A 24,893-nucleotide genomic window follows, 5' to 3' on the forward strand; every position below is an offset into this window, starting at 1 on the left:
TTGATTATGGGTAGCAGGCGCAACACGCAGTCCGCGCGGGTCTTCCGGCGCGGGCTGTTTCATCGGCGCATGTCGATCATTTTTGGCCTGCAAATGCTGGCTATCGTGATCGTGTGCCTGATGGGCTTTTATGACCTGGCGCCGGTGGGCGCTGTGTTGGCGTTGATCGTGATCATCAGCGTGCTGACCTGGCTCGCAGCACGCCGTGCATGGGTGCCGGTGAGTCGGCTTGCCAAAGCGGTCAGCCGCTGGGACGAACAGTCACTGGATCTGGATGGCTGGCGTCCTGACCAGTTACCACGCCGTACTGACGCCGACGTCGCCACCTTGGCCAGCAGCCTGTATGGATTCGCCAACCGCATCGTTGGCTACAACCAGCGTGAGCGCAACTTCACGCGTGATGCCAGCCATGAGCTGCGTAGCCCGCTTACGGTGATCAAGATGTCGGCCGATATGCTGGCGGATGACCCGTCGCTGGGTGAGTTCGGTCAGCGCTCCGTACAGCGCATCAAGCGTTCAACGCGAGAGATGGAAGCGCTGGTCGAAGCCTTGCTCATTCTTGCGCGCGAATCCGACAACGGGCTCACCGAAGAAGATTTCGTGGTGAATGATGTGATTCGCCACGAGTTGCCCGATGTGCTGGAAATGCTGGAGGGGCGGCCGATTACGCTGGAGCTGGAAGAGCCGGCCCGCTTCGCGCTGCATGGCTCGCCGCGCGTGTTCGCGGTGCTTTGCTGGCAACTGATACGCAACGCGTGTCAGCAGGCGGAGGGCGGCACGGTGGTGATCACTGTGATGCCGGGTGTGGTGACGGTGACGCATCGTGGCGATATGTCGTCGTCGATGGCGGCTGATCGGCACGGTTTTGAGTTGGCTATTGCCGAGCGCATCAGCGAGCGTTTTCACTGGCCGCTGGAACTGCAGACGCGCGAAGGGCGGCGTTACATTGCGCGTATACGTTTCCCGGAGCCGTTGCCGGTGGCGGGCTAACTTTGCGGCTGTCCTTCTCGCTCGTCTTCCCGGCGTACGCCGGGATCCAGTGACTTTGCTCTTGGCTCTGATTGAGCGATCTCGCCAGCGTGCCGCCTACGCGGCGGGCGTTTCGATCGTCTGCCGACGACGCAAAGCTAGTCCCCGTGGGACGCTCGAGTCACTTTTCTTTTGCTGGCCCAAAAGAAAAGTAACCCAAAGAAAACGGCCTCCAGAGCGGGGTCGTCGTAGCGTCGTGATTAATACAAGCCTTGACGGTCGCGAAGCCCGGAACGTCACGATCGCACGACACGCGGTACGGCTACACCGCAACGCGCCATCGCGAAGAGGACTTAAAGCGAAGCGACGCTGCGGTCCTTCGGCACTGCTCGGAAATTCGCGATGCACCGCACTTCTCCCTCTCCCCGTCGGGGAGAGGGTTGGGGTGAGGGGCCAATCTTGCCAAACCGCCTCATAAACAGCGTCATCCCGGCCTGCGCCGGGATGACGGGCGAAACAGACGCGTCTGCTTACGCCTTCAGCGAAGCACTCACCGCAAACGCGCAACCCGTCTTCGCCTTGACGTCGTCCACCGTCACGCCATCCTGCAACTCGATCAGCGTCAGGCCCTTGCCTTTTTCCACCGAGAACACGCACAGGTCGGTGATGATCAGGTCCACGCATTCCTTGCCGGTGATGGGCAGGTCGCACTGGTCCTTGATCTTCGGGGAGCCGTCCTTTGCGGTGTGCTCCATCAGCACCACCACGCGCTTCACGCCGCTGACCAAATCCATTGCGCCGCCCGGGCCCTTCACCATCTTGCCGGGCACCATCCAGTTGGCGAGGTCGCCGGTGCTGGACACTTCCAGGCCGCCGAGAATCGACAGATCGATATGGCCGCCGCGGATCATCGCGAACGATTCGGCGCTGGAGAAGAAGCTGGAGCCGGGCAGGGTGGTGATGGTCTGCTTGCCTGCGTTGATCAGGTCCGGATCGACATGCGCATCATCCGGGAACGGGCCGATGCCGAGCAGGCCATTTTCCGACTGCAAGGTGACGTCCATGCCCGGCGGAATGTAATTGGCTACCAGGGTCGGAATGCCAATCCCTAGGTTGACGTAGAAGCCGTCCTGCAGCTCCTTCGCGGCGCGCTGCGCCATGGCCGTGCGGATCGGGCTTTCCTTGCCTGTATTGGCGCCGGCGACGGTGCGGAACTCGATACGTTTCTCGTACGACGGGCCCTTGATGATGCGGTCGACGTAGATGCCAGGCACATGGATGCTGTCCGGCTCGAGCGTGCCGACCTCCACCAGTTCTTCCACCTCGGCAACGCAGACCTTGCCGCAGGTGGCAATCATCGGGTTGAAGTTGCGCGCGGTCTTGCGGAACACCAGGTTACCCAGGCGATCACCCTTCCATGCCTTGATGATCGAGACGTCGGCATGGATTGCTTCTTCCAGCACGTATTCCTTGCCGTCGAATACCTTGGTTTCCTTGCCCTCGGCCAGCTTGGTGCCGAACGCCGTGCGCGTGTAGAAACCGGGGATGCCAGCGCCACCGGCGCGCAGCTTTTCGGCCAGCGTGCCTTGCGGCACCAGATGCAGCTCCAGTTCGCCTGCCAGCACCTGACGTTCGAATTCCTTGTTCTCGCCCACATACGAGGCGTACACGCGCTTCACCTGGCGCGTCTTGAGCAGCGGACCCATGCCGAAATCGTCGACACCGGCGTTGTTGCCCACGATGGTGAGTCCCGTGGTGCCGGCGGCCAGCAGCGCCGCGATCAGGTTCTCGGGAATGCCACACAGGCCGAAGCCGCCGGCGGCGATGGTCATGTCGTCGAACAGCAGCCCGTCGAGGGCCTGCGTCGCGCTTGCATAAACCTTGTCCATTGCGATGCCTTCTTGCAGGGGAGAGCCAGCTGCCAAGGATACGACGGATTGATGACCAGGCATGCCTCGTCCGGGTCCACGACTTGTGAGGGGCACCATCCGGATGAGCATGGACGGGCGGCTGGCTATACTCGGCCCCAAGATCAAGGGAGTTAAGTCAGTGAAGTCCAGTCGTCTTGTCGCGGCCATCGCGGCACTGGGGATGGCGTCCGTGAGCCATGCTGCATCGCCTGTGCTGGTGATCCATGGTGGCGCAGGGGTCATCAAGCGCGAAATGAGTCCGGCTAAGGAAAAGGCGGTGCGAGCCGCGCTGACGCTGGCACTCAAGAACGGCTACGCCCAGCTGAAGGATGGCAAGACCGCCATTGACGTGGTGGCCGCTGCCATCACCGTGCTTGAGGACGACCCGAACTTCAACGCCGGCAAGGGCTCGGTGTTCACCCATGACGGCAAAAACGAGCTGGACGCGGCGATCATGGACGGCAACACCTTGGAGGCAGGTTCGATCGCCGGGGTTCACCGCGTGAAGAATCCGATCCTGCTGGCGCGCGCCGTGATGGAAAAATCCCAGCACGTGATGCTGGTGGGCGATGGTGCGGAGGAGTTTGCCAAGCAGGTGGGCATCGAACTGGTTGATCCTGCTTACTTCCGTACCGAAGAGCGCTGGCAGCAATTGCAGCGGGCACTGAAGGAAGATGCCGAGCACGCCAAGCACTCGGACGTCGAGACGGCCAAACATTTCGGTACCGTCGGTGCGGTGGCGCTGGATACACAGGGGCATCTCGCCGCGGGCACATCCACCGGCGGCATGAACGACAAGCGCTGGGGCAGGGTGGGCGACTCGGCGATTATCGGGGCGGGAACCTACGCCAATTCCGGATGCGCCGTATCAGGCACCGGCTGGGGCGAGTACTACATGCGCACGGTAGCGGCACACGAGATCTGCATGCGCGTCACACAGATGCGTGTGCCGCTGCGTCGCGCAGTCGCCGAGGTGATCAATCAGGAAATTCCGTCCATGGGCGGAAACGGTGGCGCCATCGCGGTGGACGCGAATGGCACCGTCGCCATGCCGTTCAACACCGACGGCATGTATCGCGGCTGGATAGGTGCCGACGGTGTGCCGCATGTTGCCCTGTATGGAGACGAGGATGACGGCACCGCTGAGCCGCTGCCCGCAGATGCAAACAGCAGCGGGCAATAAGTTTGTTGCTGCAGGCGGTGAGGGATATGCAAGGGCGTCGATCATTCATGACCTTGCTTATCGCCAATGACCGTCAGGTCATACACGCTCAGGCTTCCGGTTCGATAGCCGGATAAGCCTGAGCGTGCAGCGGCAGACGCCGCTCTCTTACTTGACGCCTTCCTGATACCAATACGTGCGCTTGCGGGTATGGAAGCTGGGTGGCGATATCTGCTGCGCGCCCAGGGCGGAGGAGCCGTCCTGCGTGCTCGAGGAGAGCTGGTTGCCGCCGCCGATCAGCACGCCCACGGTCTGCATCGACGAGCCACTGCCGATCTGCACAAAGCCGAATACAGGCGAGGGCGGCATGCCGCCGCCGGTAAAAGGCACAAAGCCGTACTGATTCAGGCCAAGTCCGGTGAGGAAGCTGACGGCATAACCGCGAGCGATACCCAGGTTGGCCTGACAGACCGGCGCCGAACTCGGCTGGGTGGGTGTGTTGGTGCCGAAATAGGTATACCCGGACACGATAAGCGGCGCGTTGACGCCCTTTTCGCTGGCCTGGTAGTTGATGAAGAAACCCTGGCTGGTGCCACCCGAGGTGGACTTGGTGGTCGAGCTGTACGCCACCGGCGTCTGTCCACTGGTGTACAGCAAGGCCAGGTTGGATTCGGTGATGGGCGTCCAGCTGGAAGGCACACTAGTGCCAATGTTGGGATCCTGGATCGAGAAGAACGCGTTCTGCACTTGGCTGGCCGTGCCCGCGGATGCCGTGTAAAGCGGATGCTCGCGGTCTCCCGACGAAGCGACGACCACGTCATAGCCCAGCGAAGTCGTCTCCACATCGGGCGGATAGAAGAATTTGCGCGCATTGTTGCCCGTGCCACCCAGGCTGGCCAATTGGCTCACCGACCATGCGCTCACACCACCGGTCAACGGCAGGTCGACGCGCCAGATGTTGCCGCCAACGTCAGTGGCGTACAGGCGATCCGTATAGCCATCGCCATTGCGATCGAGCAGGGTGATGGTGGAGGGAATCGCGCGTGTCATGCCGGTAACGGCCACACATGTTCCGGTTTTAGGAGCATTGGAGCAGCTCTGCTGCGCTGCCCACAGCGGCTTGCCGGTAACGGCGTCGAGCACATAAATGGCGCGCCCCATGCTGTCGCTAGCGGGGGGCGGGTCGCTGTCTTCTGCCGGGTCATAGCCACCACCCATGATCAGCACGGGGTTGGTCTGGCCGGGCACAGACACCTGGGTAATGATCGGTTGCGACCACGCTTGGCCCAGCTCCGGCAGGTCGGCCTTGGTTTTTTCCCAAAGGAACTTGGGGGCCAGCGGATTGGTGACGTCGAAGGCGTAGATGAAAGAACCGCCACGGCGGGGCGTGAGGTAGATGTATTTGGAGCCATAGGTGGTACTGGCCGGGCGGTTATCAATGAACACCGCGGACGACCCATCAAAAAAATAATCCTTCGGCGTGGACCCGCTGGGTGGATTGGCGCCGAACTTGGCCGAGGGGCTGTTGCTATACAGGCGAGCAAGTCGCGGGAAGAACTCGGGTGCCACGAAGGACCACAGTTCGCCACCTGCGGGCACCGTCACCGTGCCACTGGTGATGCTCGCCGTCTCGTTGCCGTTGATGGCGTGAAACATGCCGTCATTGGAACCGTAATAAACCACCACACCGGTGGTGCCGCCGTAGTTGATGACGGCGGGCTGGGAGTGCAGAACGTCGCCGTGGATGGAAGGGCGCGCCGTGGATGTGTAACTGTTGGGCAGGGTGGGAGAGAGCCCGTACGGGCCCGGTTCGGTTTCGTTACCGGCCAGATCTTCGCCACGCACCCAGTTGATCAGTGTGCTGGTGCTGGGCACCGTGCTGCTCGAGGTGCCGAAGGCCGTATTGGTGTTGGCCGTTAGCGTTGAGTTGCTGATGGCAAACTTGTCCAGGGCGGAAGTGCTGCAGGCGTTGGTGCTATTGCTGCACGTGTAGACCGTGCGAACGTCGCTTGCCAGATTCATTCCGCGAAGCACTTCCGCCACGGCACCTTTCTCTACCTTCTCGCCATCAGGTGAGTCGAAAGCACCGCCCGCACCAAAGCTCTGCGCATTGGCTTGCCATGTGTTGTACCAGTAGCCCGTGCTTGGCCACTGTGCCGTGCCTACGGCATTGGTCGTGGTAGTCCAGAAGCTCACCGCGCTCTGGGTAATAAAGCCCGTGTTGTTGTTGATCGCCAGATTGCCGGCAGAGTCCACCAGCGCTACACCGCCGTTGTAGAGGCCAGCCTGATACTGCTTGAGGTTGCCCCACCAGCGCGGCAAGAAACTGCTCTCCGGGCGGAACATGCCGTAGAAGAACTGGTTCTGGTAGGTGCCTTGGTTGTTCACGCTGAGCGGCAAGCTCACCGAGGAGAACACGCTGTTGACGGCTTCAACCTCGCCAAAGATCTGTAGCAACGCGTTGACCAGCTCCTGCAGGGGATTGGCATCCGTGACGTTGACGATGAAGGCCTTGCCGCCACCATTGGAGGCCATCGCCTGCATGTACGCGACCAGGTTGGGATTGCTGCCATCCGTCACGACGATGGTGTAAGTGACGATGTTTTCAATGCCACTGGGATCTTGCCCGCCCGACAGATCGTTCTGGAACATAAAGCGCGCCCACTCGGGGCCACCGCCTTGGCCTTGGTACTTGTTATTGGGTGCTGGAATGGCGACAACTGCTTGTTGAGCGGACGTGGCGCCTGCTGCCTGCAAAGGCGCCTGCCAGTTCACGTTGGCGCCTGCCTTGGTATTGGTGAATGCACCGGCGATGAAAACGTGGAAGTTCTTCCGGCAAACGTTGCTGTTGACCAGGCCGGTGTAACTCTCATTGGATTGGCCCACCTGGGCGGCGAAGTAAGCCCAGACTTCCTGCAAGGCCGTGCCCATGTTCTCGTTATTGGAGCCGTCCCCGGTACGGTCCAGCGCCTGAATGGTCGTCAGTAGTGAATTGAGGTTCGATACACCAGTGGAGGTGGGGCCACCGATCAGCGGAAGTGGCTGGGGCGCCGGCCCCGGCGAGCCCATTACCGAAGGCGATTTGAGCGTTGCGCCATTGCCGGAAAAGGTCTGGCCCGTGTTGGCTACACCATCCTTCTTGATGTTGTAGCGCATCAGACCGACATTGATGTTGCCTGACAGCGAAGTGCTTTGGCCGAGATCGTACACCGCCTGGTACAACGCACATTGTACAAAGCCGGCATCTTTGCCGGCATTGTTTGATGAGGTGGGCTGTACGCCGTTGACGGTTGGACAGGTGAACGAAACAGCACCGTTCCATGCGCTGGCGGTGTCCAGCAAAATCATCAGGTCAGGTGTGCCGCCCGGCTGCGCATTGATAGCCGGTGCGTAGATGTCGATATCTTCCGCGCAGGCAAGCGGTGACAGCACAGTGGCCATCGCTAGAAAAAGTGCTGCCGGTGCGACGCGAAGCAAGGTACGACGCTGCATGCTCATGGCACGATCCCAGGAAAAAGGTGGACGAGGGAATTCAATGGCATTCCGCCTGCGCGGCGGGTGAGAACATGCGCGCTGAAATGCCCTGGTGAACAACGACGGCCGAACCCGACACACTCGCGTCGGTCACCGAGGACTGCACATCCCATTGCGTGTCTGAACAAGGCGTATTGGTGTTCCCTCCGGAACTGATCATGCCGTAAGAGGATTGTTTGGAAGACATCTCGCACGCCACGTCCGTCGCGACGTTTGGATTCAGTGAGGAGCCGAGCACCGGCGTGATCGCATCGCACACTGGTGCCGCGACCTGCGCGGTATAGGTGGCGGCGGTAGCGCTATAGAGCTTTACCGGGACGCTGGTGGTGCTTGTAATCAAGGTCTGCGTGAACGGTTGGCTCACCACATACTCGATACCCTGCTGAGCTACCGACTGCGCCTCAAACTGAAACTGTTCGTTGTTGGCGACTTTGACGTCGGAAAGGCTGACGCCGACCATGGAGATCGCCGAGATCATGAAGATCATCAGGAAGATCAAGGTCGTGACCAGTGTGAAACCGCGCTGCAAGCGCCGGCTGGCATGCATGCTTTTCATCAGTGGATCTCCCTTATGCCGCCCGTGTTCCACACCCGCGCAAGCGAGGTGTAGTCGTGGCGCTTGTATTTGTCGTTGAAGGGGCCATCCGTGGTCTGTCCGCCATCGACCGCAGTGCGACCGAGGTTGTAGGTGCGGCTATCAGTCCATCCATTGGTGAAGTCGGTATTCCTCGACAGCACGCTGACGCGCACGGCGGTCACGTTGGACCAGTTGGTCACGGCGCTGGCCCAGCTGTAAGCGGGTATCGAGGTGCAGGTTGCCGAGTTGTCGATTGCCGGATCATCCACATAGCAATCCGGCGAGCCGTTGCCGTCCTGATCCACGCCGTAGCTGTAATGGATGTCCTGGATGCCCTCGACCAGGGACGATACCGATACGGCGCCAGCGCTCAGTTCGGCCACCTTGAGCGTTGGAATGTTGTCGCTCGGCGAGCAGTTGTCGCAGGTCGAGAGGAAGTATGTGCGCACTACATACTGACGGAGCTCGGCCGCTTTGCCGTTGCAGGTCAGCGTCTGAAGACTGAAGACAGTACTTGTTTTGCTGAATACCAAGGGCACTGGGTCAGTGGCGCATTGTGAAAGTTGCAGGAAGTAGTTGGTGCCATCCACCGCTGCGGAAACGTCGCCAGATACATAGCGGACCGTGAGCATTTCCGAGTTGGGAACCACGTTGTAGGTCGACAGGCAAGCAGGCGTCGCGGCATTGATGGCCCGCCCGACAATGCCGTTTGGCAAGGTCAATCCACCTGTCGTGCCAATGCCGAGGGTGGCTGGTGTCGTGGCACAAAGGTCCGGGTTTCCATACGTGGGTGAAGACGGCAACAGGCTGGCGCGACCAAAGAAGCCCGACATGGCGACGTCACGTTCAATGGATTGAGTGGCGAAGCGGCCGTTCTCCACCTGAGCGGACGTTTTGCTGAACTCGTTGTGGTTTTGGCTGTTGGCCACGTACAGCGTGCTCAGCGCCGCCAATAGCACCAAGCCAATGGCCATCGCGATCATCACCTCGATCAGCGAAACGCCCCGTTGAGGACGATGCGCGCTCGATGCCCGATGGCGATGCATGCAAGTGCTTGCAAGTAGGCGTGTCATGACAGGAGGTTGCCGATCTGGATTTTGACGCTAATGGCGCGGCGCAAAGCATCGTTGCCAAAGTTGCCTTTGCCGCAGGTAGGCGAGGGCGCAGCGGTGGGAGTCAGGCCTTGCCACGCCACGGTGATGCGGTAGACGTTATTGACGGGGTCGGTGAGTGCGATGCATCCGACTGCACCGATCATGGCGCCGACATTGGTGGTGCCATTGACCTCGCTTGCACCTTGCAGCTCGCTTTGCCACGCAGCCAGGTCGGCGTTGACCATCGCCTGTTGTGCTGCCGTGCTGGTCGCAACGATGCTGACCGTGCATGAAGGTAGCGCTGACGTGGTGACAGTGCCGGTGGAGCCATTGGAGTAACACGCGGCCACCTGGCGGTTGGCGTTCATGCGCGACACCATGTCTTGCACCAGCGTCAGTGCCTGCACGCGCTGGTACGACTCCATCTGGTTGTGTGACGACTTCATCGACAGACCGATGGTGCCGAGCAATGCGATCGCTGCGATGAGAATCGAGATCAGCACCTCGATCAGCAACATGCCTCGCTGATGCTTCATGAGCAGGCTCCCGTCAGGATCTGGGCACGCCCGGTGGCGCCGACTTTGACGCAGACGGGCTGCACGCTGGTGGTGGTCGTCGTGGGCTTGATGGTGAAGGCCACGTTGAGTGGCTGTTGCATGCGCCCGTTGCCACCGAACTGGAACTGGGTGTTGGCATTGGCTTCGGTGATGGTGATCCCGCTCAGCGCACTTTCACTGCGGATGGCGGCAGCAGTTCCCGGCGCAACTGACCAGCCGGCATTCCAACCCGACGCGTTCGCCGACACGTTGACCACGGTGTTTCGCTTGATGGCCTCGCTGCGGGCAAGGGAGACCGATGCGACGATATCCATCGAGGCATTCTTGATGCGCTGCTTGTTCAGCATCGGAGCAAAATTGGGCACGGCGAGCAGCGCCAAAATGACAATAATTGTCACAGTGACGATCAGCTCGATCAGTGTGAAACCACCTTCGGTGCGGGCGCGCATGGGTTCACTGCCAACATTGGGTAGGAGACCCGCTGGCCGACTGGACACCTTTGGTGCCGTCGCTGGCCAGGGTGAGAATGTTGCAGAGTGAATCGCTGGCCTGCGGGCCATTCGCCACGGGTGTGGCGGTGATGGTGTAACCCGGCGGCGGACCAGCCGTGGGCGCGACCACAATCGAGTAGTTGGCTCCGTTGTTATCCGGTAGCGAGGCATAGCCAAGCTGCGTCGCACTGGTGGCGTACGCGCGGTTGTCGATGAGGAACCGCTCTTGCGCTGCCGCCATGTCGAGCATCACGCCCTCGGCAGCATTACGGTTAGCGTGCATCACGTGGTTGTGATAGCTGGGCAGCGCGATGGCGGCCAGGATCGCAACGATGGCAACGGCGATGATGAGTTCGATCAGAGTGAAGCCGCGCGCCAGTACGGCACCGCTGCTTTGCACGCACTGCGAATCGAGTAATACCCGAGAGTCGTCTCTCTTCATTCGTCCCCCCCTAAAAGGACTCCTGAATGGATGAGTTGACGATCCTCCTTGATCCCCCTGTGGCGTTTAATGCGCGCCGCATTGGCATCCCTTTTCTAGAAGGGAGCCGATGCGGTGCAGTGTGTCACAGTTGATACACTTTTGGCACTTGACTAAAGCTTACGAGTGACTTGCGGATTCGACATTAGGCCGGTTGGCGTAGATCACCGCCGTGCCGAATGTCTTGCACTCAATGTGCCAATGAAGCGTCAATTTTTCGTCACCACGGCCTCGTTGTCTCAGGGGCGAGGCCGGGGTGATCGATGCGGTGGGCTTAGTCTTCGCTATCCGGCCGCTCGCGCACCGGGTGCTTGCTGAGCTTGCGCTGCAGCGTGCGGCGGTGCATGCCGAGACGGCGGGCGGTTTCGGAGATATTGCCGTCGCATTCGGTGAGCACGCGCTGGATGTGTTCCCACTCCAGGCGGCGGAGCGCGAGCGGTGCTTCCGGGGCGTCGATCAATTCGTCGTCGGGAGACTGGGTGTCGCCGTCGAGCAGGGCACGAACCACCGCATCGGCGTCTACCGGCTTGGCCAGGTAATCATGTGCGCCGCGCTTGATGGCTTCGACGGCAGTGGCAATCGACGCGTAGCCGGTGAGAAGCAGTACGCGAATCTCCGGTACCAGCGCCTGGAGTTCCGGAATCAGGCGCAGGCCGTTTTCATCGCCGAGCTTCAGGTCGAGCACGCAATAACGCGGCTGGTGGCGACGGGTAAGTGCGCGGGCCTCGTCGGCGTTGCTGGCGGTGATGACCTCAAAGCCGCGCGAGCTCATGGCACGTGCCAGAACTCGGGCGAAAGTGGCGTCGTCATCGATGATAAGAAGTTGCTGGTCACTCATGGTCGTCTCCGCGGCTCAGGGCCGGTCGCGCCTATTTTCGTCGCTGCGACAAAGCATTCACATGTGGCCATGTGCCACTGTGACTATCCGCCGCATTGATTATGACGCGGCGATCACTGACAGGGGCAGGCGCAGGTGCATCTGGGCGCCGCTGCCGGTATTGGTCGCGATCAGCTCGCCCTCGAGGCGCTCGGCGGTGGCCTCTGCCAATGCCAGGCCAATGCCCAGCCCGGTCTGTTTCTGCGACTGGCCGAGTACGGAAAGCTCATCGGTATCGGAGAAGCCGGGGCCATGGTCGGTCACGATGAGCTCCAGCCAGCCACTGTCACGCCTTACGGTCAGCGCGACGGCCTGGGATTGCCTGAGAGCCGAGGCATCTGCCGCGTTGTTCAGCAGGTTGAGCAGGGCGTGGCGCAGGCCGGGGGGCGTGCGAAGGACGGTGCGTCCGGCTTCCTGGTCCAGCGCGAGGGCCAGGTCGGCTTCGGGCCGCAGCAGTTGGAAGCGTTCCAGGCAGCCGTGAATGAAGTTGTCGACGGTGAGCTGCTCGGGTTCCTGGGACAGCTGTTGCTTACCGAAGGCGACCATCTCGCGAAGAATGGTACGGCATCGATCCACCTGGCCTTCGAGCAGGGTCAGGTCGTCTGACAGTGCGGTATCGGTGGCGTGTTCGCGGCGCAGCTCCGGCAAAAGCGTGCGCATGGTTGCCAAAGGGGTGTTCAGCTCGTGGGCCGCGCCGGCTGCCTGCGTGGCGATGGCGAGAATGCCTTCATCGCGTAGTGCGCGTTCGCGGACGCGCTGCACTTCCAGTTGCTGCAGGCGAACGGCGCGCGCGAGCCGGTTGATAAAGAAGCCCAGCAGCACGGCCATGATGACGAAGTTCACGCCCATGCCAAGCACGTGCAAGGAAACGCCGGCCGTGGAATGCATGGACACCGGTAGTGGCACATACCAGAACAACAGCACGGCATAGGCCACACCCACGAGGGCAGCAACGGCCAGCACAGCATTCACCGACAGTGCGGCGGCGCTCAGCGCAATGGGAACCAACAACAGCGTGATGAAGGGATTGCTGGCGCCGCCGGTGAAATGCAGCAAGGAGCCAAGCACCAGCGTGTCCACACCCACATGCAGAATCGTTTCCCATTGGCGAATCGGCCAGGGCTGAGCGAGGCGCCACGCGGCGAATACGGCAAAGACGGCCAGCCAGCCGATGCCGACCATCAAGGGCAGCAGCGGGATATCCAGCTTCATCCAAAAGGCGCACACCAGAACTGCGGTGCTTTGACCGGCGATGGCGCAGATGCGTAGCCAGGCGAGGCTACGGAAAAGGGTGCGGGGGCCGATGCGTTGCTGGGAGGTGGGGCGTTTCATGGCCGGGATACTAGCCGGTTTGTGCCGCTGCCCCCGAGCCCGCACAGGTTGGTGCGTCACTATGGACGCTGCAGGGCCCCAAAAGAACTCGCCCCGACGAGCGGGGCGAGTGGATAGCGATCAGACTTCTTCGCTGTGTACGGCCGGCAGCGGCGTATGTGCTTCTGCGTGGCTGCGTGACAGACGATTCATCAGGGGCAGCATGGCCACGGCGATCACCGTGCAAGCCACACCCACAAAGCCGAGCTTGTTGAACAGGCTGACGTAGATGTTCAAGGACTCGACCGGGCTGCTGATGTTTTCCGGCATGGCGGCAAGGTTGGCCACCACGCTGCCCAGGTACTGCGAAATGCCTACGGCCACGTAGTAAGCGCCCATCATGAAACCACCCATGCGAGCGGGCACATAACGGGCAATCATCGCCAGGCCCAGGCCGCTCACCAGCAGCTCACCCAGCGAATACAGGCCGTAGCCCCAGACCATTGTCCAGGAGGACACCTGGCCGTCGACCGCGTTCAGTGCGCCGAAGCCGTACATAAAGAAGCCCAGCGCCACGGCGGCAAAACCAAGCGCGAACTTGAACGCCACCGATGGGTCTTTGCCGACGCGGCCCAGCGTGTTGTACATGAACACCAGTACCGGGCTCAGGATCACGATCCAGATCGCGTTGAGGTTCTGGTACTGCTCCGGAATCCAGTTGAACAGGTGGACGCCAAACGCGTCGAAAGAGAGGTTCACGTTCTTCTGCGCAAACAGGTTCAGCGAGGTCGCCATCTGTGCGTAGAAGATGAAGAAGAAGATCGTTTGCACGGTGAGCACCAGTGCAGCGATCAGGCCCGCGCGCTCGCTCTTCTCGGCGCCGTTGATTAGTCGCGCGAAGATGCCAAGGATCACGATGCCGGCCAGGTACACGCAGATTTTCGCCGCGAGCAAGCTCTGCAGAATGAAGGCAGCAACGAACACCAGAGCGAGCGATGCGAAGAACAAGGCCAGGACGCGCTTGAACTGCACGGGTTGATCGTCTGCTGGCGAGCCGATGTGGGCCAGCGTGCGATGCATCAGCGAGTAGTTGACCAGGCCAAGCGCAAGGCCGACAGCGCACGCGCCGAAGGCGGTGTGCCAACCCATCGCATCGCCATAAAGCTCGCCGATGTAATTGCGGATCCAGGGCGTGGCCGTCATCGAGACCATCGAGCCGATGTTCACCGCCATGTAGTAGATGGTGAAGGCGCTGTCGATGCGCACGTCATCACCTTCGTAGATCTTGCGCACCAGGTTGCCGGCATTCGGTTTGAAGAAACCATTGCCGACGATGATCACACCCAGAGCGGTATACAGCAGGGTTGGATTGTTGGAGGGAATCCACAACATGGCGTAGCCAAGCGTCAGCACCACGGCACCGGTGAGCATGGTGCGACGCGTACCAATGAGCTTGTCGCCCACCCAGCCACCGATGGCAGGGGTCGCGTAGATCAATGCAGCGGCTGCACCCCAGACGAGGTTGGCTTTGGTGTCGACAAAGCCGAGTTTCTTCATCATGTAGGTGACCATGAGCACCTGCATGCCGTAGAAGCCGAAGCGCTCCCACATCTCGATCAGAAACACGGTGCTGAACGAGCGGGTCTGGGAGACCGGTGGATTCTGGATTGCCATTCAATTGTCCGTACTGCAGTTCATACAACGGCCGCAGGGCAGCCGGCTTGCGCGACCCGGAAAGGGGTCACAAAGTGGGCAAGAGTAACGCATCTGTCATTCAGGTGACGTTGCACTGCCGCACGCAGAAACCTGCGTTTCAGGCCCCTCTGAGAAGCGCGCTGTGGCATCATTGCCGGCTTGTGCCCGCCGCCAGTGGGCGCGGCCGTGCCGCATGCTTGAGAGGAAGAAACATCATGGCCGCCAGCGGCTTTCGCGGACCCCGGCAAATCTGGAACGCTTTCAAGTGGTCCATGAAAGGGCTACGCGCCGGCTGGCGCCACGAGGCCTCGTTTCGGCTGGAGGTGTGCCTGGCGGTGGTGCTGGTGCCGCTGGGCTTGTGGGTAGGTAACGGTCCCTTGGAAAAGATCGCCTTGGTGCTGCCGCCCATTCTGGTGCTATCGGCCGAGCTGCTGAATTCCGCGGTAGAGGCCGTGGTGGACAAGGTGAGCCCGGAGTTTCATGAGCTGGCTGGGCGCGCCAAGGACATGGGCTCGGCGGCCGTGTTCCTCCTGCTGATGCTGACGGCATTGAGCTGGGGGCTGATCCTCTGGCCCCGCTGGTTCTGACCATCCATTCCGCTTAGATAGACCGTCGCAAGATTGCGCCGGTCACAGCGGAATGCTGCAATGGTGGCTCCACCGGATTGGAGTACCCCCATGAAACTTCTTCGTGTCCTTGCTTTGCTTCTGGTCGTCGCCGGCCTTTCGGGCTGTGGCTACAACGCCATCCAGCGCCAGGACGAAGCGGTCAAGGCCGCATGGTCCGAGGTGCTCAACCAATACCAGCGCCGCGCCGACCTGGTGCCCAACCTGGTGAATACGGTGAAGGGCTATGCCCAGCATGAAGAAAAGGTGCTCACCGAGGTGACCAACGCGCGCGCCAGGGTGGGCAGCATGCAGTTGTCGACCGACGATCTGAATGATCCTCAGAAGCTCAAGCAGTTCCAGGCCGCCCAGGGCGAACTGTCCAGCGCGCTCTCGCGCCTGATGGTAGTCAGCGAGAACTACCCGCAGCTCAAGGCGGACGGTTTGTTCCAGAACCTGCAGGCACAGCTGGAGGGCACCGAGAACCGCATCACCGTGGCACGCAATCGCTACGTGAAGGCGGTGCAGGAATACAACTCGATGATCCGTACCTTCCCCAACAATCTCACGGCGAAGATGTTCGGTTATCAGGTCAAGCCGAATTTCTCGGTCGACAACGAGAAGGCCATCTCCACTGCGCCGACCGTCGATTTCGGCAACACGCCGGCGCCTGCTGCCACGGCACACTGACATGATGCGGCGCATGGCGCGCCTGCTGGCTCTATTGGCGATAGCGCTGCTATCGCCGGTGGTGCTGCATGCCGAAGACACTCCCAGCGTGCCCGCGTTGACCCGGCACGTCACCGACCTGACGGGCACGCTGACACCACAGCAGATCGATCAGCTCGACGCCAAGCTGGTATCGCTGGAGAAAACCAAGGGTGCGCAGCTGGTGGTGCTGATGGTGCCTTCCACGCAGCCGCAGGACATTGCCGAGTATTCCCTGGCCGTCGCCGAGGCTAACAAGATTGGTCGCAAGGGCACGGATGATGGTCTGCTGCTGTTGGTAGCCAAGAATGATCGCCGCGTACGCATGGAAGTGGGTTACGGCCTGGAAGGCGCCGTGCCCGATGCCGCAACGGCACGCATCATCCGTGAGTACATCGCGCCCAAATTCCGCATCAATGACTACTTTGGCGGCATCAGTGATGCGGTGGGCGCCTTGACTCAGTTGGTCAATGGTGAGGCTTTGCCGCCGCCAGTGGAGAGTGGCAATCGCGAACGTCATGGCTCCCATTTCGGCAACGTGCTCTTGATCGGCGTGTTCGCGGCGTTCTTCCTGCGAGGCATCTTCGGGCGCTCTGCTGTGTGGTTCCGCACGCCGCTGGGTGCGGCGATTACGGGTGGCCTGGTCTGGCTGCTCGCCTCGTCCATTGGCGCCGGCATCATGGGCGCGCTGATCGGTGGTGTGCTGATGTTGCTGCCAGCAGGATCCGGTCGGTCCATCGGCGGCGGTGGCTGGGGCGGTTTCGGTGGCGGCGGCTTCGGCGGCGGAAGCGGTGGCGGTTTCGGTGGCGGTGGATTCAGCGGTGGCGGCGGCAGTTTTGGCGGTGGCGGTTCGTCAGGGAGCTGGTGACATGGCACGCATGCAACGTCTGCTGATGAATCTGTTCGACGGCTGGTTCCAGCTACGCCAGCGCTTCCCCAAGAGTCTGCTGGATGACATGACGGCCGCCATTGCCGAAGGCGAGCGGGAGCATGGTGGTGAGATCTGCTTTGCCCTTGAATCGCGGCTCGCGCCGGTGGCGGTGCTTGAGGGCCTGGATGCCTATCAACGCGCGCAACAAGTGTTTGCGCAACTGCGTGTGTGGGATACCGAACACAACAGCGGCGTGTTGTTCTACGTGCTGATGGCCGAACACCGTGTTGTGATTGTGGCCGATCGCGGTGTCGCTGCGGCGGTTACTCAGGCTGAGTGGGACAGCATTCGCGATCACATGCTTGCGCGATTTGCCAAGGGCGCATGGCGTGAAGGATGCCTCGATGGCATCGACGAAGCGCACGCCTTGCTGAAGCGGCATTTTCCCGGGAATGATAAAGCGAAGCCGGATGAGCTGCCTGATCGACCGGTGTTGCTTTGATACTTTGAGTTAGCACGGTTTGAGCGTGACCCCTCATAAGAAAAAGGCGGGCCAATGGCCCGCCTTTTCTTTTGAAGATCTCGACTCTTTCGAGTTTAGAACTTCTGGTTGTACGACACATACCAGAAACGGTCGATGTCGAATGCCGGGTTGTACGGCGGGCTGCCGGTACCGGCCGTCGGCACGCTGTAGTAGTACGGTGCCTTCTTGTTGAAGATATTGTTCACGCCCACGGTGAACACACCCTTCCACGGAGCCGTGTAGCGGAACTGCGCGTCGTTGAACGCCACCGAACCCTTCTGGCTCATGCCTACCGTGCCCCACCAGGGATTGGTGTAGTTCGGCGAGCTGCACTCGACGTAGGCCCCGGGGGTGTTGTCGTAACACTGATCCTTCAGGCCCGAGTAGTAGCGGATCGTCCAGCTGGCACCGAACTCCTTGAAGTCCCAGTCCACCTGCAGGTTGGAGCGTAGGCGGTAAATCGCTTGTGCACCGTTGTCGGCAGCAAAGAAGCCGACCTGGTTCTTGGGCGTCGCCCCTGGGCTGCTGACCGTTTCGTACTTGGTCAGGTAGGTGCTGTCCGAAGCGATGCGGAAGCGGCCGATTGCGGTTTCCGGGAGCTTGTAGTGAATGCCGATGTCGTAGCCCTCGGTCTTCAGCGTGCCCAGATTGGACAGGCTCTCGTTGAGCGAGGCAACCGAGCCCACAACCAGGCCGGTGGTCGGATCGGCCACCGGTGAACGCGTAAAGCGGCCGCAATAGGTCGGGTCGTTCTGCACGTAGCAGAGGTTGAGAAGCTCGCTGGCGTTGACCGACGAGATAATGTTTTTCACGTAGATGTTGTAGTAATCGATCGTGAAGTCCAGCCCTTCGACCTGATGCGGGCTGTAGACCAGGCCCAGGGTGCGGGTGGTCGATTGTTCCGGCTTCAGATTCGGGTTGGAGCCTGACACGAACGGCACCGGGGTTTGCGTGCCCGTATTGTTCTTGATGGGTGTACCGGATGCGTCTGTTTGGCGATACGTGGCCGGCACTCCGGCAGCGGCGCAACGTGCACGCACGTCCGCGTTGCTGGCGGCAGCACCGAACTGGTTATCGCACGGATCCAGAAAGGTTTCGAAACTCTGCCCGGGGCCACCGTACAAGTCACTGATGGTCGGCGCACGGAAGCCCTTGGCGAAGGTGCCGCGAAGCAACAGATCTTCGATCGGACGCCAGCGGAAGCTGTACTTGTTGTTGGTGGTGCTGCCGAAGTTGCTGTAATGGGAGTAGCGGCTGGCGACGTTGATGCCCAGCTCCTGGGCGCCCGGCAGGTCGCGCAGCAGCGGCGCGTCGAGCTCGGCGTACGCTTCGTTGGTGAAGTACTTGCCGGAGGTCGCATTGGCGGCCAGATCGGTGGTGTTGCCTGCGGCAACGTAGGCATCGGGGCGGTAGCTACCCTTCACGCCGCGGTGCTCCACGCCCACGGCCAAGTTCACCGTGCCAGCGTTGAGTGGCATGTCGAACAGGCCGCCGGAGACGTTGGCGGTGTAGTCGTCGGTGGAACTGACCTGACGAGCCGACTCGTGGTAGTTCACGTAGTTCCACACAGCCGAAGGCGTGGCGCCAGGGCCCGCGAGGATGTTCCACGGCACGCAGCCCTGGGCGCGATCGGACGCGTTGGCACAAGCCGGCAGGCTGTCGATGAAAGTGGTTGGGCCAAGCGCAGCCTGGGCCCTGTTCAGATCCAAGTTGCCGGTGGTGCTCAGGTGGATCTTGTTTTGCGAGTAGCTGTAGTCCGCGTCCCAGCTCCAGTCATGACCGAGAAACTGGAAGTAGCCCTGCGCGCCAACATCGATGTTGTAGATCTTAGAGTGAGTATCGGTCACGCGCGGAAGCTCCACCGTGCGGCGATAAAACGACAGATCCTGACCGGGGAACGGGTTAAAGGCATTGTCGCCGCTGATGACCACACCATTATTGCCGGTCGAGAACGGATAACCGGCGAGCTGATTGGAGGAATCGCGCACGCTGGCAGCACCCATGCCGTGCAGCGTGATGTTGTCGGTGAGTTTGTACTTGTCCTGGATAAACAGGTTCTTGAGCTTGGTGCCGGCGCGGAACGTCATGTCCTGCGTGCTGTTGTAGCGGTCGGCGTTGCTGCTGCCGTCGAACAAGTGGTAGTTGGCGAGATTCGCCGAGTTCGTCGCACCGTGGTTTATGACGTACTGGTTCGGAGTCCACTTGCCGGTGCCTGGGGCGTACGCACCCGCACCCGGCGTGCCGGCTGCGCGCGGATCGATGATGCGGCCGTACGGGCCGGTAGCGCTCCAGCTGTCGTCGGGGTGGCGAGCTCCATTGGCGTAACGTGTTTCCGGACGCTCGTTATCCCACATGGTCTTGGTCTGTTCCCAGGCACCGCCGATCACGATGGCATTCTTTTCACCGCTATGACCCCAGGTGAAGCTGTAGTTCTGAGTCTGGCCATCGCCCTTGCCGTTCTGGCCGTAGTAGACGTTGGCTTCGGCGCCGTCGAACTTTTCCTTGGTGATGATGTTCACCACGCCACCGATGGCGTCGGAGCCGTAAATGGAAGAGGCACCATCCTTGAGAATGTCGATGCGCTCGATCATCGAGACCGGAATGGTCGACACGTCGGTTAGGCCGGTCAGGCTGGTGCTCCAGCGACGGCCATTGACCAACACCAGGGTGCGTTGCGAACCTAAGTTGCGCAGGTTTACATAACGACCACCGACGTCAGCGCCGGAGGACAGGGTGTCCTGCGGAGTGATGCTGGGGGTGCCCATGGACGGCATGCGGGAAAGGATGTCATTCACATTGGTCAAGCCCGTGGCCTGGATCGCCGCCTTGTCCATGGTGAAGACCGGCTGTGACGTTTCCACGTCCACGCTACGAATGCGCGAACCTGTCACCGTGATGGTGTCGAGGCTCTTGGCCTTGGATTGATCCGCTTGAGCGGGGGCAGCGTCCTGTGCAGTGACCGACCATGCCTGCAGTATTAGTGCAGCGGTAATGGCCGTAGCCAGCAGTGTTTTTTGCTTCATGCCTAACTCCGAACAAAAGTAACCAGCTGTCGGCGCATGGGCTCGACATTGGGTGCCTGGGGTTTGGCGTGTGTCCGTGGGGCGGGGCACAACGCCTCGACATCGCTTGTCCATGTTCGGCAGCGATGTGAATTCGAAGTTAAGCAGGCGCGGCCATGCTCACAAACCAGCGATTGCTGTCGGTGTGCGTGGGCGCAAGGCGCCCTTGCCTGGTGGTCTCGACCTACGTGTATTAGCGGACTCGGTTTGGGAACAAAAAAAAGCGGGCCCGAAGGCCCGCCCTTTTCGAAGATCTCGACTCTTTCGAGCTTAGAACTTCTGGTTGTACGACACGTACCAGTAACGGTCGATGTCGAACGCGGGGTTGTACGGCGGAGAGCCGGTACCCGAGGTCGGCACGCTGTAGTAGTACGGGCCCTTCTTGTTGAAGATGTTGTTCACGCCAACGGTGAACACACCCTTCCACGGCGCGGTGTAGCGGAACTGTGCGTCGTTGAACGCCACCGAGCCCTTCTGGCTCATACCCACCGTGCCCCACCAGGGGTTGGTGTAGTTCGGCGAGCTGCACTCGACGGTGGCGGTGTAGCACTGGTCCTTCAGGCCCGAGTAGTAACGGACCGTCCAGCTGGCGCCGAACTCCTTGAAGTCCCAATCCACCTGCAGGTTCGAACGCAGACGGTAGATCGCGTCCTGGCCGTTGGCGAAGAAGCCGACCTGATCCTGCGGCGTGGCGCCCGGGCCGCTGACCGTCTCGTACTTGGTCAGGTAGGTGCTGTCCGAAGCGATGCGGAAGCGGCCGAACGAGGTTTCCGGCAAACGGTAGTGGATACCGAGGTCGTAACCCGAGGTCTTCAGCGTACCGAGGTTGGCTTCGCTTTCGTTGAGCTGGTTGACCGAGCCCGGTACCAGACCGGTGGACGCATCAGCCGTGGTGCCACGGGTGAAGCGACCGCAGTACGACGGATCGTTCTGCACGTAGCACAGGTTCAGGATTTCGCTGGCGTTGACCGACGAGATCAGGTTCTTCACGTAGATGTTGTAGTAGTCAACCGTGAAGTCCAGGCCTTCCACGTAGTGCGGGCTGTAGACCAGGCCCAGCGTACGGGTGATCGACTGTTCCGGCTGCAGGTTCGGGTTGGAGCCCGAGACGAACGGCACCGGGGTCTGCGTACCCGTGTTGCTCTTGATCGGCGTGCCGGCGCCGTCTACCTGGCGGTAGCCGGCCGGGACGCCAGCGGCTGCGCAACGGGCCTGAACGGTCGAGCTGGTCGCTGCGGCACCGAAAGCGGTATCGCACGGATCGATGAAGGTCTCGAAGCTCTGGCCCGGGCCGCCGTACAGGTCGTTGATGGTCGGCGCACGGAAGCCATGGGCGAACGTGCCGCGAACCAGCAAGTCTTCGATCGGACGGTAGCGGAAGCTGTACTTGTTATTGGTGGTGCTGCCGAAGTTGCTGTAGTTCGAGTAGCGGCTGGCGATGTTGATGCCCAGTTCCTGGGCACCCGGCAGGTCACGCAGCAGCGGCACGTCGAGTTCGGCGTACGCTTCGTTGGTGAAGTACTTGCCGGAGGTCGCATTGGCGGCCAGGTCGGTGGTGTAGCCCTGGGCAACGTAGGCGTCCGGGCGGTAGCTGCCCTTCAGGCCACGATGCTCCACGCCCACGGCCAGGTTGACGGTGCCGGCGCTGAGCGGCATGTCGAACAGGCCGCCGGACACGTTGGCGGTGTAGTCATCGGTGGAGCTGACCTGGCGTGCGGATTCGTGATAGCCCACGTAGTCCCACACGGCCTGCGGCGTAGCGCCCGGGCCTGCCAGGATGTTCCACGGCACGCAGCCAGTTGCACGATCGGCAGCGTTGGCGCAAGCCAGCTGACCATTGACGACGGTGGTCGGGCCCAGTGCTGCCTGCGCCTTGGTCAGGTCCAGGTTGCCGGTGGTCGACAGATGGATTTTGTTCTGCGAGTAGCTGTAGTCCGCATCCCAGCTCCAGTCATGACCGAGGAACTGGAAGTAGCCCTGCGCACCCACGTTGATGTTGTAGATCTTGGAGTGCGTGTCGGTGACGCGCGGCATTTCCACCGTGCGACGGAAGAACGACACATTTTCGCCCGGGAACGGGTTGTAGGCGTTCTGGCCGCTGATCTGCACGCCGTGCGGGAACAGGTCACCCACCGTGTTACCGGTGGAGAACGGGTAGCCGGCCAACTGCGTGGACGAGTCACGCACGCTGGCATCGGCCATGCCGTGCAGCGTGATGTTGTCGGTCAGCTTGTAGTTGTCCTGCAGGAACAGGTTCTTCAGCTTGGTGCCGGCACGGAACGTCATGTCCTGCGAGCTGTTGTAGCGGTCGGCGTTGGTGCTGCCATCGAACGGATGGTAGTTGGCGAGGTTGGCGGAATCCGTGGCGCCGTGATTGATCGCGTACTGGTTCGGAACCCACTTGCCAGCCGAGTTGTAGGCGCCGGCGCCCGGCGTGCCCGCGGCGCTCGGATCGAGAATGCGGCCGTACGGACCAGTCGAGCTCCAGCCGTCGTTCGGGTGACGGCCACCGTCGGCGTAGCGGGTCTCATCGCGCTTGTTGTCCCACATCGGGTCGGTCTGCTGGTAGGCAGCGCCGATGATGATGGAGTTCTTTTCGCCGGAGTGACCCCAGGTGAAGGCGTAATTCTGGGTCTCGCCGTCGCCCTTGCCGTTCTGGCCGTAGTAGACGCTGGCTTCGGCGCCGTCGAACTTCTCCTTGGTGATGATGTTCACCACGCCGCCGATGGCGTCGGAGCCGTAGATGGAGGAGGCGCCATCCTTGAGGATGTCGATGCGCTCGATCATCGAGACCGGGATGGTCGACACGTCGGTCAGGCCATTGAGGCTGGTGCTCCAGCGACGGCCATTGACCAGCACCAGGGTACGAGCCGAACCCAGGTTGCGGAGATTCACATAACGACCGCCAACGTCAGCGCCGGAGGACAAGGTGTCCTGCGGGGTGATGTCGGGAGTGCCCATGGACGGCATGCGGGCGAGGATGTCGTTGACATTGGTCAGACCGGTGGCCTGGATGGCCGCCCTGTCCATGGTGAAGACCGGCTGTGAGGTTTCCACGTCCACGCTACGAATGCGCGAACCGGTCACCGTGACGGTTTCGAGGCTCTTGGCCGAACCCTGATCAGCCTTAGCGGGGGCAGCATCCTGTGCGGCCACCGACCACGTCTGCAGCACGAGCGCTGCGGCGATGGCAGTAGCCAGCAGTGTCTTTTGCTTCATTGTTGGAACTCCGAACAAAAAATAGCCGTCAGCCAGCGCACGAGGGCTGGTCATCAGGTCCTTGGGATGAGACGCGGAACCCTGGGGAGGGGTCGCCACGCCGTGGCATCGCCGGGCTTGGGGGACAGGCGATGTAATCCCGACGTTAAAACAAAGTGACGTGCAGGTGCAAGCCTACTGAAACAGTCAGCTGATAGATGGCTTTGTGTAAGGACTTAGCGTGTTTTTGTCGTAAGGGTGTACGAAATGCCCGCTTACCGTGGCATGTGTGGTGCCATCACGGTGGCGATGGCAACCCCCTGTCTTGTTGGGGTGAGATCGCTACACTTGCGCTTTGCCACCGCCCTGTTTGCACATGACGCAGCCTTTCACCGTAGCCTTCGACCCGGTTGCCTTTCACCTCGGGCCGCTACAGATTCACTGGTATGGCCTTATGTATCTGGGGGGCTTCGCGGGCGCATGGTTGCTGGCCGAATACCGCCGTCGCCAGGGCCGATTGCCGGTGACGCGCGATGCGCTGGGCGATCTGGTGTTCTACATGATGATGGGTGTCATCGCCGGTGGCCGCGTGTGGTACATGCTGTTCTACGCGGACATCGACTGGATCTGGAAAGACCCGCTGGCGCTGTTCCGCGTCTGGGATGGCGGCATGAGTTTTCATGGTGGCTTGTTGGGCGTGTTGACGGCCGGTTTGTGGTGGTCGCGCCGGCACGCCATGCATTTCCTCGACACCGTGGATTTCATCGCGCCGGTGGTGCCCATAGGTCTGGGGCTGGGGCGCCTGGGCAACTTCATCAACGGTGAACTGTGGGGTAAGCCCAGCGATGTGTCGTGGGCGATGCTCTTTCCCAATGCCCACAGCGCCGATGTCGATTGGGCCGCGTCACATCCGCAATGGCAGGCCGCCCTCGCGCAGTTCGGTGGATTGCCGCGACACCCTTCACAGCTCTATGAAATGCTGCTCGAAGGTGTGGTGATGTTCACCGTGCTGTTCCTGGTGTCGTTGAAGCCCAGGCCGCGTTATCTGGTGTCCGGCTTGTTTGCGCTGATGTATGGCTGCTTCCGCTTCGGTGTGGAGTTTGTGCGCGTGCCCGATCCGCAGCTTGGTTATCTGGCGTGGGGCTGGTTGACCATGGGTCAGATCCAGTCGTTGCCGCTGATCCTTATCGGTGTGGTGCTGCTGGTGATGGCGCGCAAGGCGCCGGTCTTGCGCCTCTACACCGTTTCCATGCCTGGCAAGGAGTAAC

The 24,893-nt window shown here is 61.3% G+C and carries 19 protein-coding genes; 7 read left to right on the plus strand and 12 right to left on the minus strand.

All coding sequences use genetic code 11. The annotated features are described in order from the left end of the window. Positions 1-69 precede the first annotated feature (69 nt). Positions 70-990, plus strand: coding sequence for a sensor histidine kinase (locus AC0GUR_RS00085; protein ID WP_472875423.1), 921 nt, complete (start codon positions 70-72; stop codon positions 988-990). Positions 991-1,499: 509 nt separating this feature from the next. Here AC0GUR_RS00085 and AC0GUR_RS00090 read toward each other — a convergent pair. Further along, positions 1,500-2,858, minus strand: a complete 1,359-nt coding sequence (locus tag AC0GUR_RS00090; protein WP_472875424.1) for a 3-oxoacid CoA-transferase — start codon at positions 2,856-2,858, stop codon at positions 1,500-1,502. A gap of 160 nt (positions 2,859-3,018) precedes the next feature. Between AC0GUR_RS00090 and AC0GUR_RS00095 the strand changes: the two genes are divergently transcribed. Continuing rightward, positions 3,019-4,062 carry an isoaspartyl peptidase/L-asparaginase family protein gene (locus AC0GUR_RS00095; protein WP_472875425.1) on the plus strand — a complete coding sequence of 348 codons (1,044 nt, stop codon included), beginning with the start codon at positions 3,019-3,021 and terminating at the stop codon, positions 4,060-4,062. A 147-nt stretch (positions 4,063-4,209) separates the two neighbouring features. Here the strand turns inward: AC0GUR_RS00095 and AC0GUR_RS00100 are convergent, their stop codons facing one another. The 9 genes from AC0GUR_RS00100 to AC0GUR_RS00140 all read right to left on the minus strand — a co-directional run bounded on the left by AC0GUR_RS00100 (position 4,210) and on the right by AC0GUR_RS00140 (position 14,637). Further along, positions 4,210-7,539 (minus strand): pilus assembly protein, encoded by a 3,330-nt coding sequence (locus AC0GUR_RS00100; protein ID WP_472875426.1) that lies wholly within the window; start codon positions 7,537-7,539, stop codon positions 4,210-4,212. Positions 7,540-7,573: 34 nt separating this feature from the next. After that, positions 7,574-8,131: a pilus assembly PilX family protein gene (locus AC0GUR_RS00105; protein ID WP_472875427.1), complete on the minus strand. Its 558-nt coding sequence runs from the start codon at positions 8,129-8,131 to the stop codon at positions 7,574-7,576. Further along, complete coding sequence (locus tag AC0GUR_RS00110) at positions 8,131-9,198, minus strand: PilW family protein (protein WP_472875428.1); 1,068 nt, start codon at positions 9,196-9,198, stop codon at positions 8,131-8,133. Before AC0GUR_RS00110 ends, AC0GUR_RS00105 begins: the two co-directional genes overlap by 1 nt. 23 nt (positions 9,199-9,221) lie before the next feature. Beyond that, on the minus strand, positions 9,222-9,782 hold the full coding sequence (pilV, locus tag AC0GUR_RS00115; protein WP_472875429.1) for a type IV pilus modification protein PilV: 561 nt from the start codon (positions 9,780-9,782) through the stop codon (positions 9,222-9,224). Continuing rightward, positions 9,779-10,252: a GspH/FimT family pseudopilin gene (locus tag AC0GUR_RS00120; protein ID WP_472875430.1), complete on the minus strand. Its 474-nt coding sequence runs from the start codon at positions 10,250-10,252 to the stop codon at positions 9,779-9,781. The genes pilV and AC0GUR_RS00120 overlap by 4 nt, the downstream gene beginning before the upstream one ends. A 4-nt stretch (positions 10,253-10,256) precedes the next feature. After that, positions 10,257-10,736 carry a type IV pilin protein gene (locus tag AC0GUR_RS00125; RefSeq protein ID WP_472875431.1) on the minus strand — a complete coding sequence of 160 codons (480 nt, stop codon included), beginning with the start codon at positions 10,734-10,736 and terminating at the stop codon, positions 10,257-10,259. 313 nt (positions 10,737-11,049) lie between these two features. Then, positions 11,050-11,613: a response regulator transcription factor gene (locus tag AC0GUR_RS00130; protein WP_472875432.1), complete on the minus strand. Its 564-nt coding sequence runs from the start codon at positions 11,611-11,613 to the stop codon at positions 11,050-11,052. 99 nt (positions 11,614-11,712) lie between these two features. Then, a complete protein-coding gene (locus AC0GUR_RS00135; protein WP_472875433.1) occupies positions 11,713-12,984 on the minus strand; it encodes an ATP-binding protein in 1,272 nt (423 codons plus the stop codon). Between the two features lie 120 nt (positions 12,985-13,104). Then, the gene (locus AC0GUR_RS00140; protein WP_472875434.1) at positions 13,105-14,637 is read right to left on the minus strand and encodes a peptide MFS transporter; all 1,533 of its coding nucleotides are present in this window, start codon (positions 14,635-14,637) and stop codon (positions 13,105-13,107) included. 236 nt (positions 14,638-14,873) lie between these two features. Here AC0GUR_RS00140 and AC0GUR_RS00145 point away from each other — a divergent pair, with 236 nt between their 5' ends. The 4 genes from AC0GUR_RS00145 (at position 14,874) to AC0GUR_RS00160 (ending at position 17,344) form a co-directional block, all read left to right on the plus strand. After that, positions 14,874-15,245, plus strand: a complete 372-nt coding sequence (locus AC0GUR_RS00145) for a diacylglycerol kinase (protein ID WP_472875435.1) — start codon at positions 14,874-14,876, stop codon at positions 15,243-15,245. A 90-nt stretch (positions 15,246-15,335) separates the two neighbouring features. Continuing rightward, positions 15,336-15,953 carry a LemA family protein gene (locus AC0GUR_RS00150; RefSeq protein WP_472875436.1) on the plus strand — a complete coding sequence of 206 codons (618 nt, stop codon included), beginning with the start codon at positions 15,336-15,338 and terminating at the stop codon, positions 15,951-15,953. 4 nt (positions 15,954-15,957) lie between these two features. Further along, positions 15,958-16,839: a TPM domain-containing protein gene (locus AC0GUR_RS00155; protein ID WP_472876274.1), complete on the plus strand. Its 882-nt coding sequence runs from the start codon at positions 15,958-15,960 to the stop codon at positions 16,837-16,839. 1 nt (position 16,840) lies between these two features. Further along, a complete protein-coding gene (locus AC0GUR_RS00160) occupies positions 16,841-17,344 on the plus strand; it encodes a TPM domain-containing protein (protein ID WP_472875437.1) in 504 nt (167 codons plus the stop codon). A gap of 95 nt (positions 17,345-17,439) precedes the next feature. Here AC0GUR_RS00160 and AC0GUR_RS00165 read toward each other — a convergent pair whose 3' ends face one another. Further along, positions 17,440-20,388, minus strand: coding sequence for a TonB-dependent receptor domain-containing protein (locus AC0GUR_RS00165; RefSeq protein WP_472875438.1), 2,949 nt, complete (start codon positions 20,386-20,388; stop codon positions 17,440-17,442). A gap of 309 nt (positions 20,389-20,697) precedes the next feature. After that, positions 20,698-23,646, minus strand: coding sequence for a TonB-dependent receptor plug domain-containing protein (locus AC0GUR_RS00170; protein WP_472875439.1), 2,949 nt, complete (start codon positions 23,644-23,646; stop codon positions 20,698-20,700). Between the two features lie 355 nt (positions 23,647-24,001). Between AC0GUR_RS00170 and lgt the strand changes: the two genes are divergently transcribed. After that, positions 24,002-24,892 (plus strand): prolipoprotein diacylglyceryl transferase, encoded by an 891-nt coding sequence (lgt, locus tag AC0GUR_RS00175; protein ID WP_472875440.1) that lies wholly within the window; start codon positions 24,002-24,004, stop codon positions 24,890-24,892. Position 24,893: the final 1 nt, after the last annotated feature.

This window comes from Dyella sp. PARNA 12/25 (assembly GCF_055702865.1).

What these genes read in the sequence shown, in the direction of transcription:
- AC0GUR_RS00085 (WP_472875423.1), top strand. Translation starts at nt 70, where the DNA reads ATGTCGATCATTTTTGGCCTGCAAATGCTGGCTATCGTGATCGTGTGC.
- AC0GUR_RS00090 (WP_472875424.1), bottom strand. Translation starts at nt 2,858, where the DNA reads ATGGACAAGGTTTATGCAAGCGCGACGCAGGCCCTCGACGGGCTGCTG.
- AC0GUR_RS00100 (WP_472875426.1), bottom strand. Translation starts at nt 7,539, where the DNA reads ATGAGCATGCAGCGTCGTACCTTGCTTCGCGTCGCACCGGCAGCACTT.
- AC0GUR_RS00105 (WP_472875427.1), bottom strand. Translation starts at nt 8,131, where the DNA reads ATGAAAAGCATGCATGCCAGCCGGCGCTTGCAGCGCGGTTTCACACTG.
- AC0GUR_RS00110 (WP_472875428.1), bottom strand. Translation starts at nt 9,198, where the DNA reads ATGCATCGCCATCGGGCATCGAGCGCGCATCGTCCTCAACGGGGCGTT.
- pilV (WP_472875429.1), bottom strand. Translation starts at nt 9,782, where the DNA reads ATGAAGCATCAGCGAGGCATGTTGCTGATCGAGGTGCTGATCTCGATT.
- AC0GUR_RS00120 (WP_472875430.1), bottom strand. Translation starts at nt 10,252, where the DNA reads ATGCGCGCCCGCACCGAAGGTGGTTTCACACTGATCGAGCTGATCGTC.
- AC0GUR_RS00125 (WP_472875431.1), bottom strand. Translation starts at nt 10,736, where the DNA reads ATGAAGAGAGACGACTCTCGGGTATTACTCGATTCGCAGTGCGTGCAA.
- AC0GUR_RS00130 (WP_472875432.1), bottom strand. Translation starts at nt 11,613, where the DNA reads ATGAGTGACCAGCAACTTCTTATCATCGATGACGACGCCACTTTCGCC.
- AC0GUR_RS00135 (WP_472875433.1), bottom strand. Translation starts at nt 12,984, where the DNA reads ATGAAACGCCCCACCTCCCAGCAACGCATCGGCCCCCGCACCCTTTTC.
- AC0GUR_RS00140 (WP_472875434.1), bottom strand. Translation starts at nt 14,637, where the DNA reads ATGGCAATCCAGAATCCACCGGTCTCCCAGACCCGCTCGTTCAGCACC.
- AC0GUR_RS00145 (WP_472875435.1), top strand. Translation starts at nt 14,874, where the DNA reads ATGGCCGCCAGCGGCTTTCGCGGACCCCGGCAAATCTGGAACGCTTTC.
- AC0GUR_RS00150 (WP_472875436.1), top strand. Translation starts at nt 15,336, where the DNA reads ATGAAACTTCTTCGTGTCCTTGCTTTGCTTCTGGTCGTCGCCGGCCTT.
- AC0GUR_RS00155 (WP_472876274.1), top strand. Translation starts at nt 15,958, where the DNA reads ATGCGGCGCATGGCGCGCCTGCTGGCTCTATTGGCGATAGCGCTGCTA.
- AC0GUR_RS00160 (WP_472875437.1), top strand. Translation starts at nt 16,841, where the DNA reads ATGGCACGCATGCAACGTCTGCTGATGAATCTGTTCGACGGCTGGTTC.
- AC0GUR_RS00165 (WP_472875438.1), bottom strand. Translation starts at nt 20,388, where the DNA reads ATGAAGCAAAAAACACTGCTGGCTACGGCCATTACCGCTGCACTAATA.
- AC0GUR_RS00170 (WP_472875439.1), bottom strand. Translation starts at nt 23,646, where the DNA reads ATGAAGCAAAAGACACTGCTGGCTACTGCCATCGCCGCAGCGCTCGTG.
- lgt (WP_472875440.1), top strand. Translation starts at nt 24,002, where the DNA reads ATGACGCAGCCTTTCACCGTAGCCTTCGACCCGGTTGCCTTTCACCTC.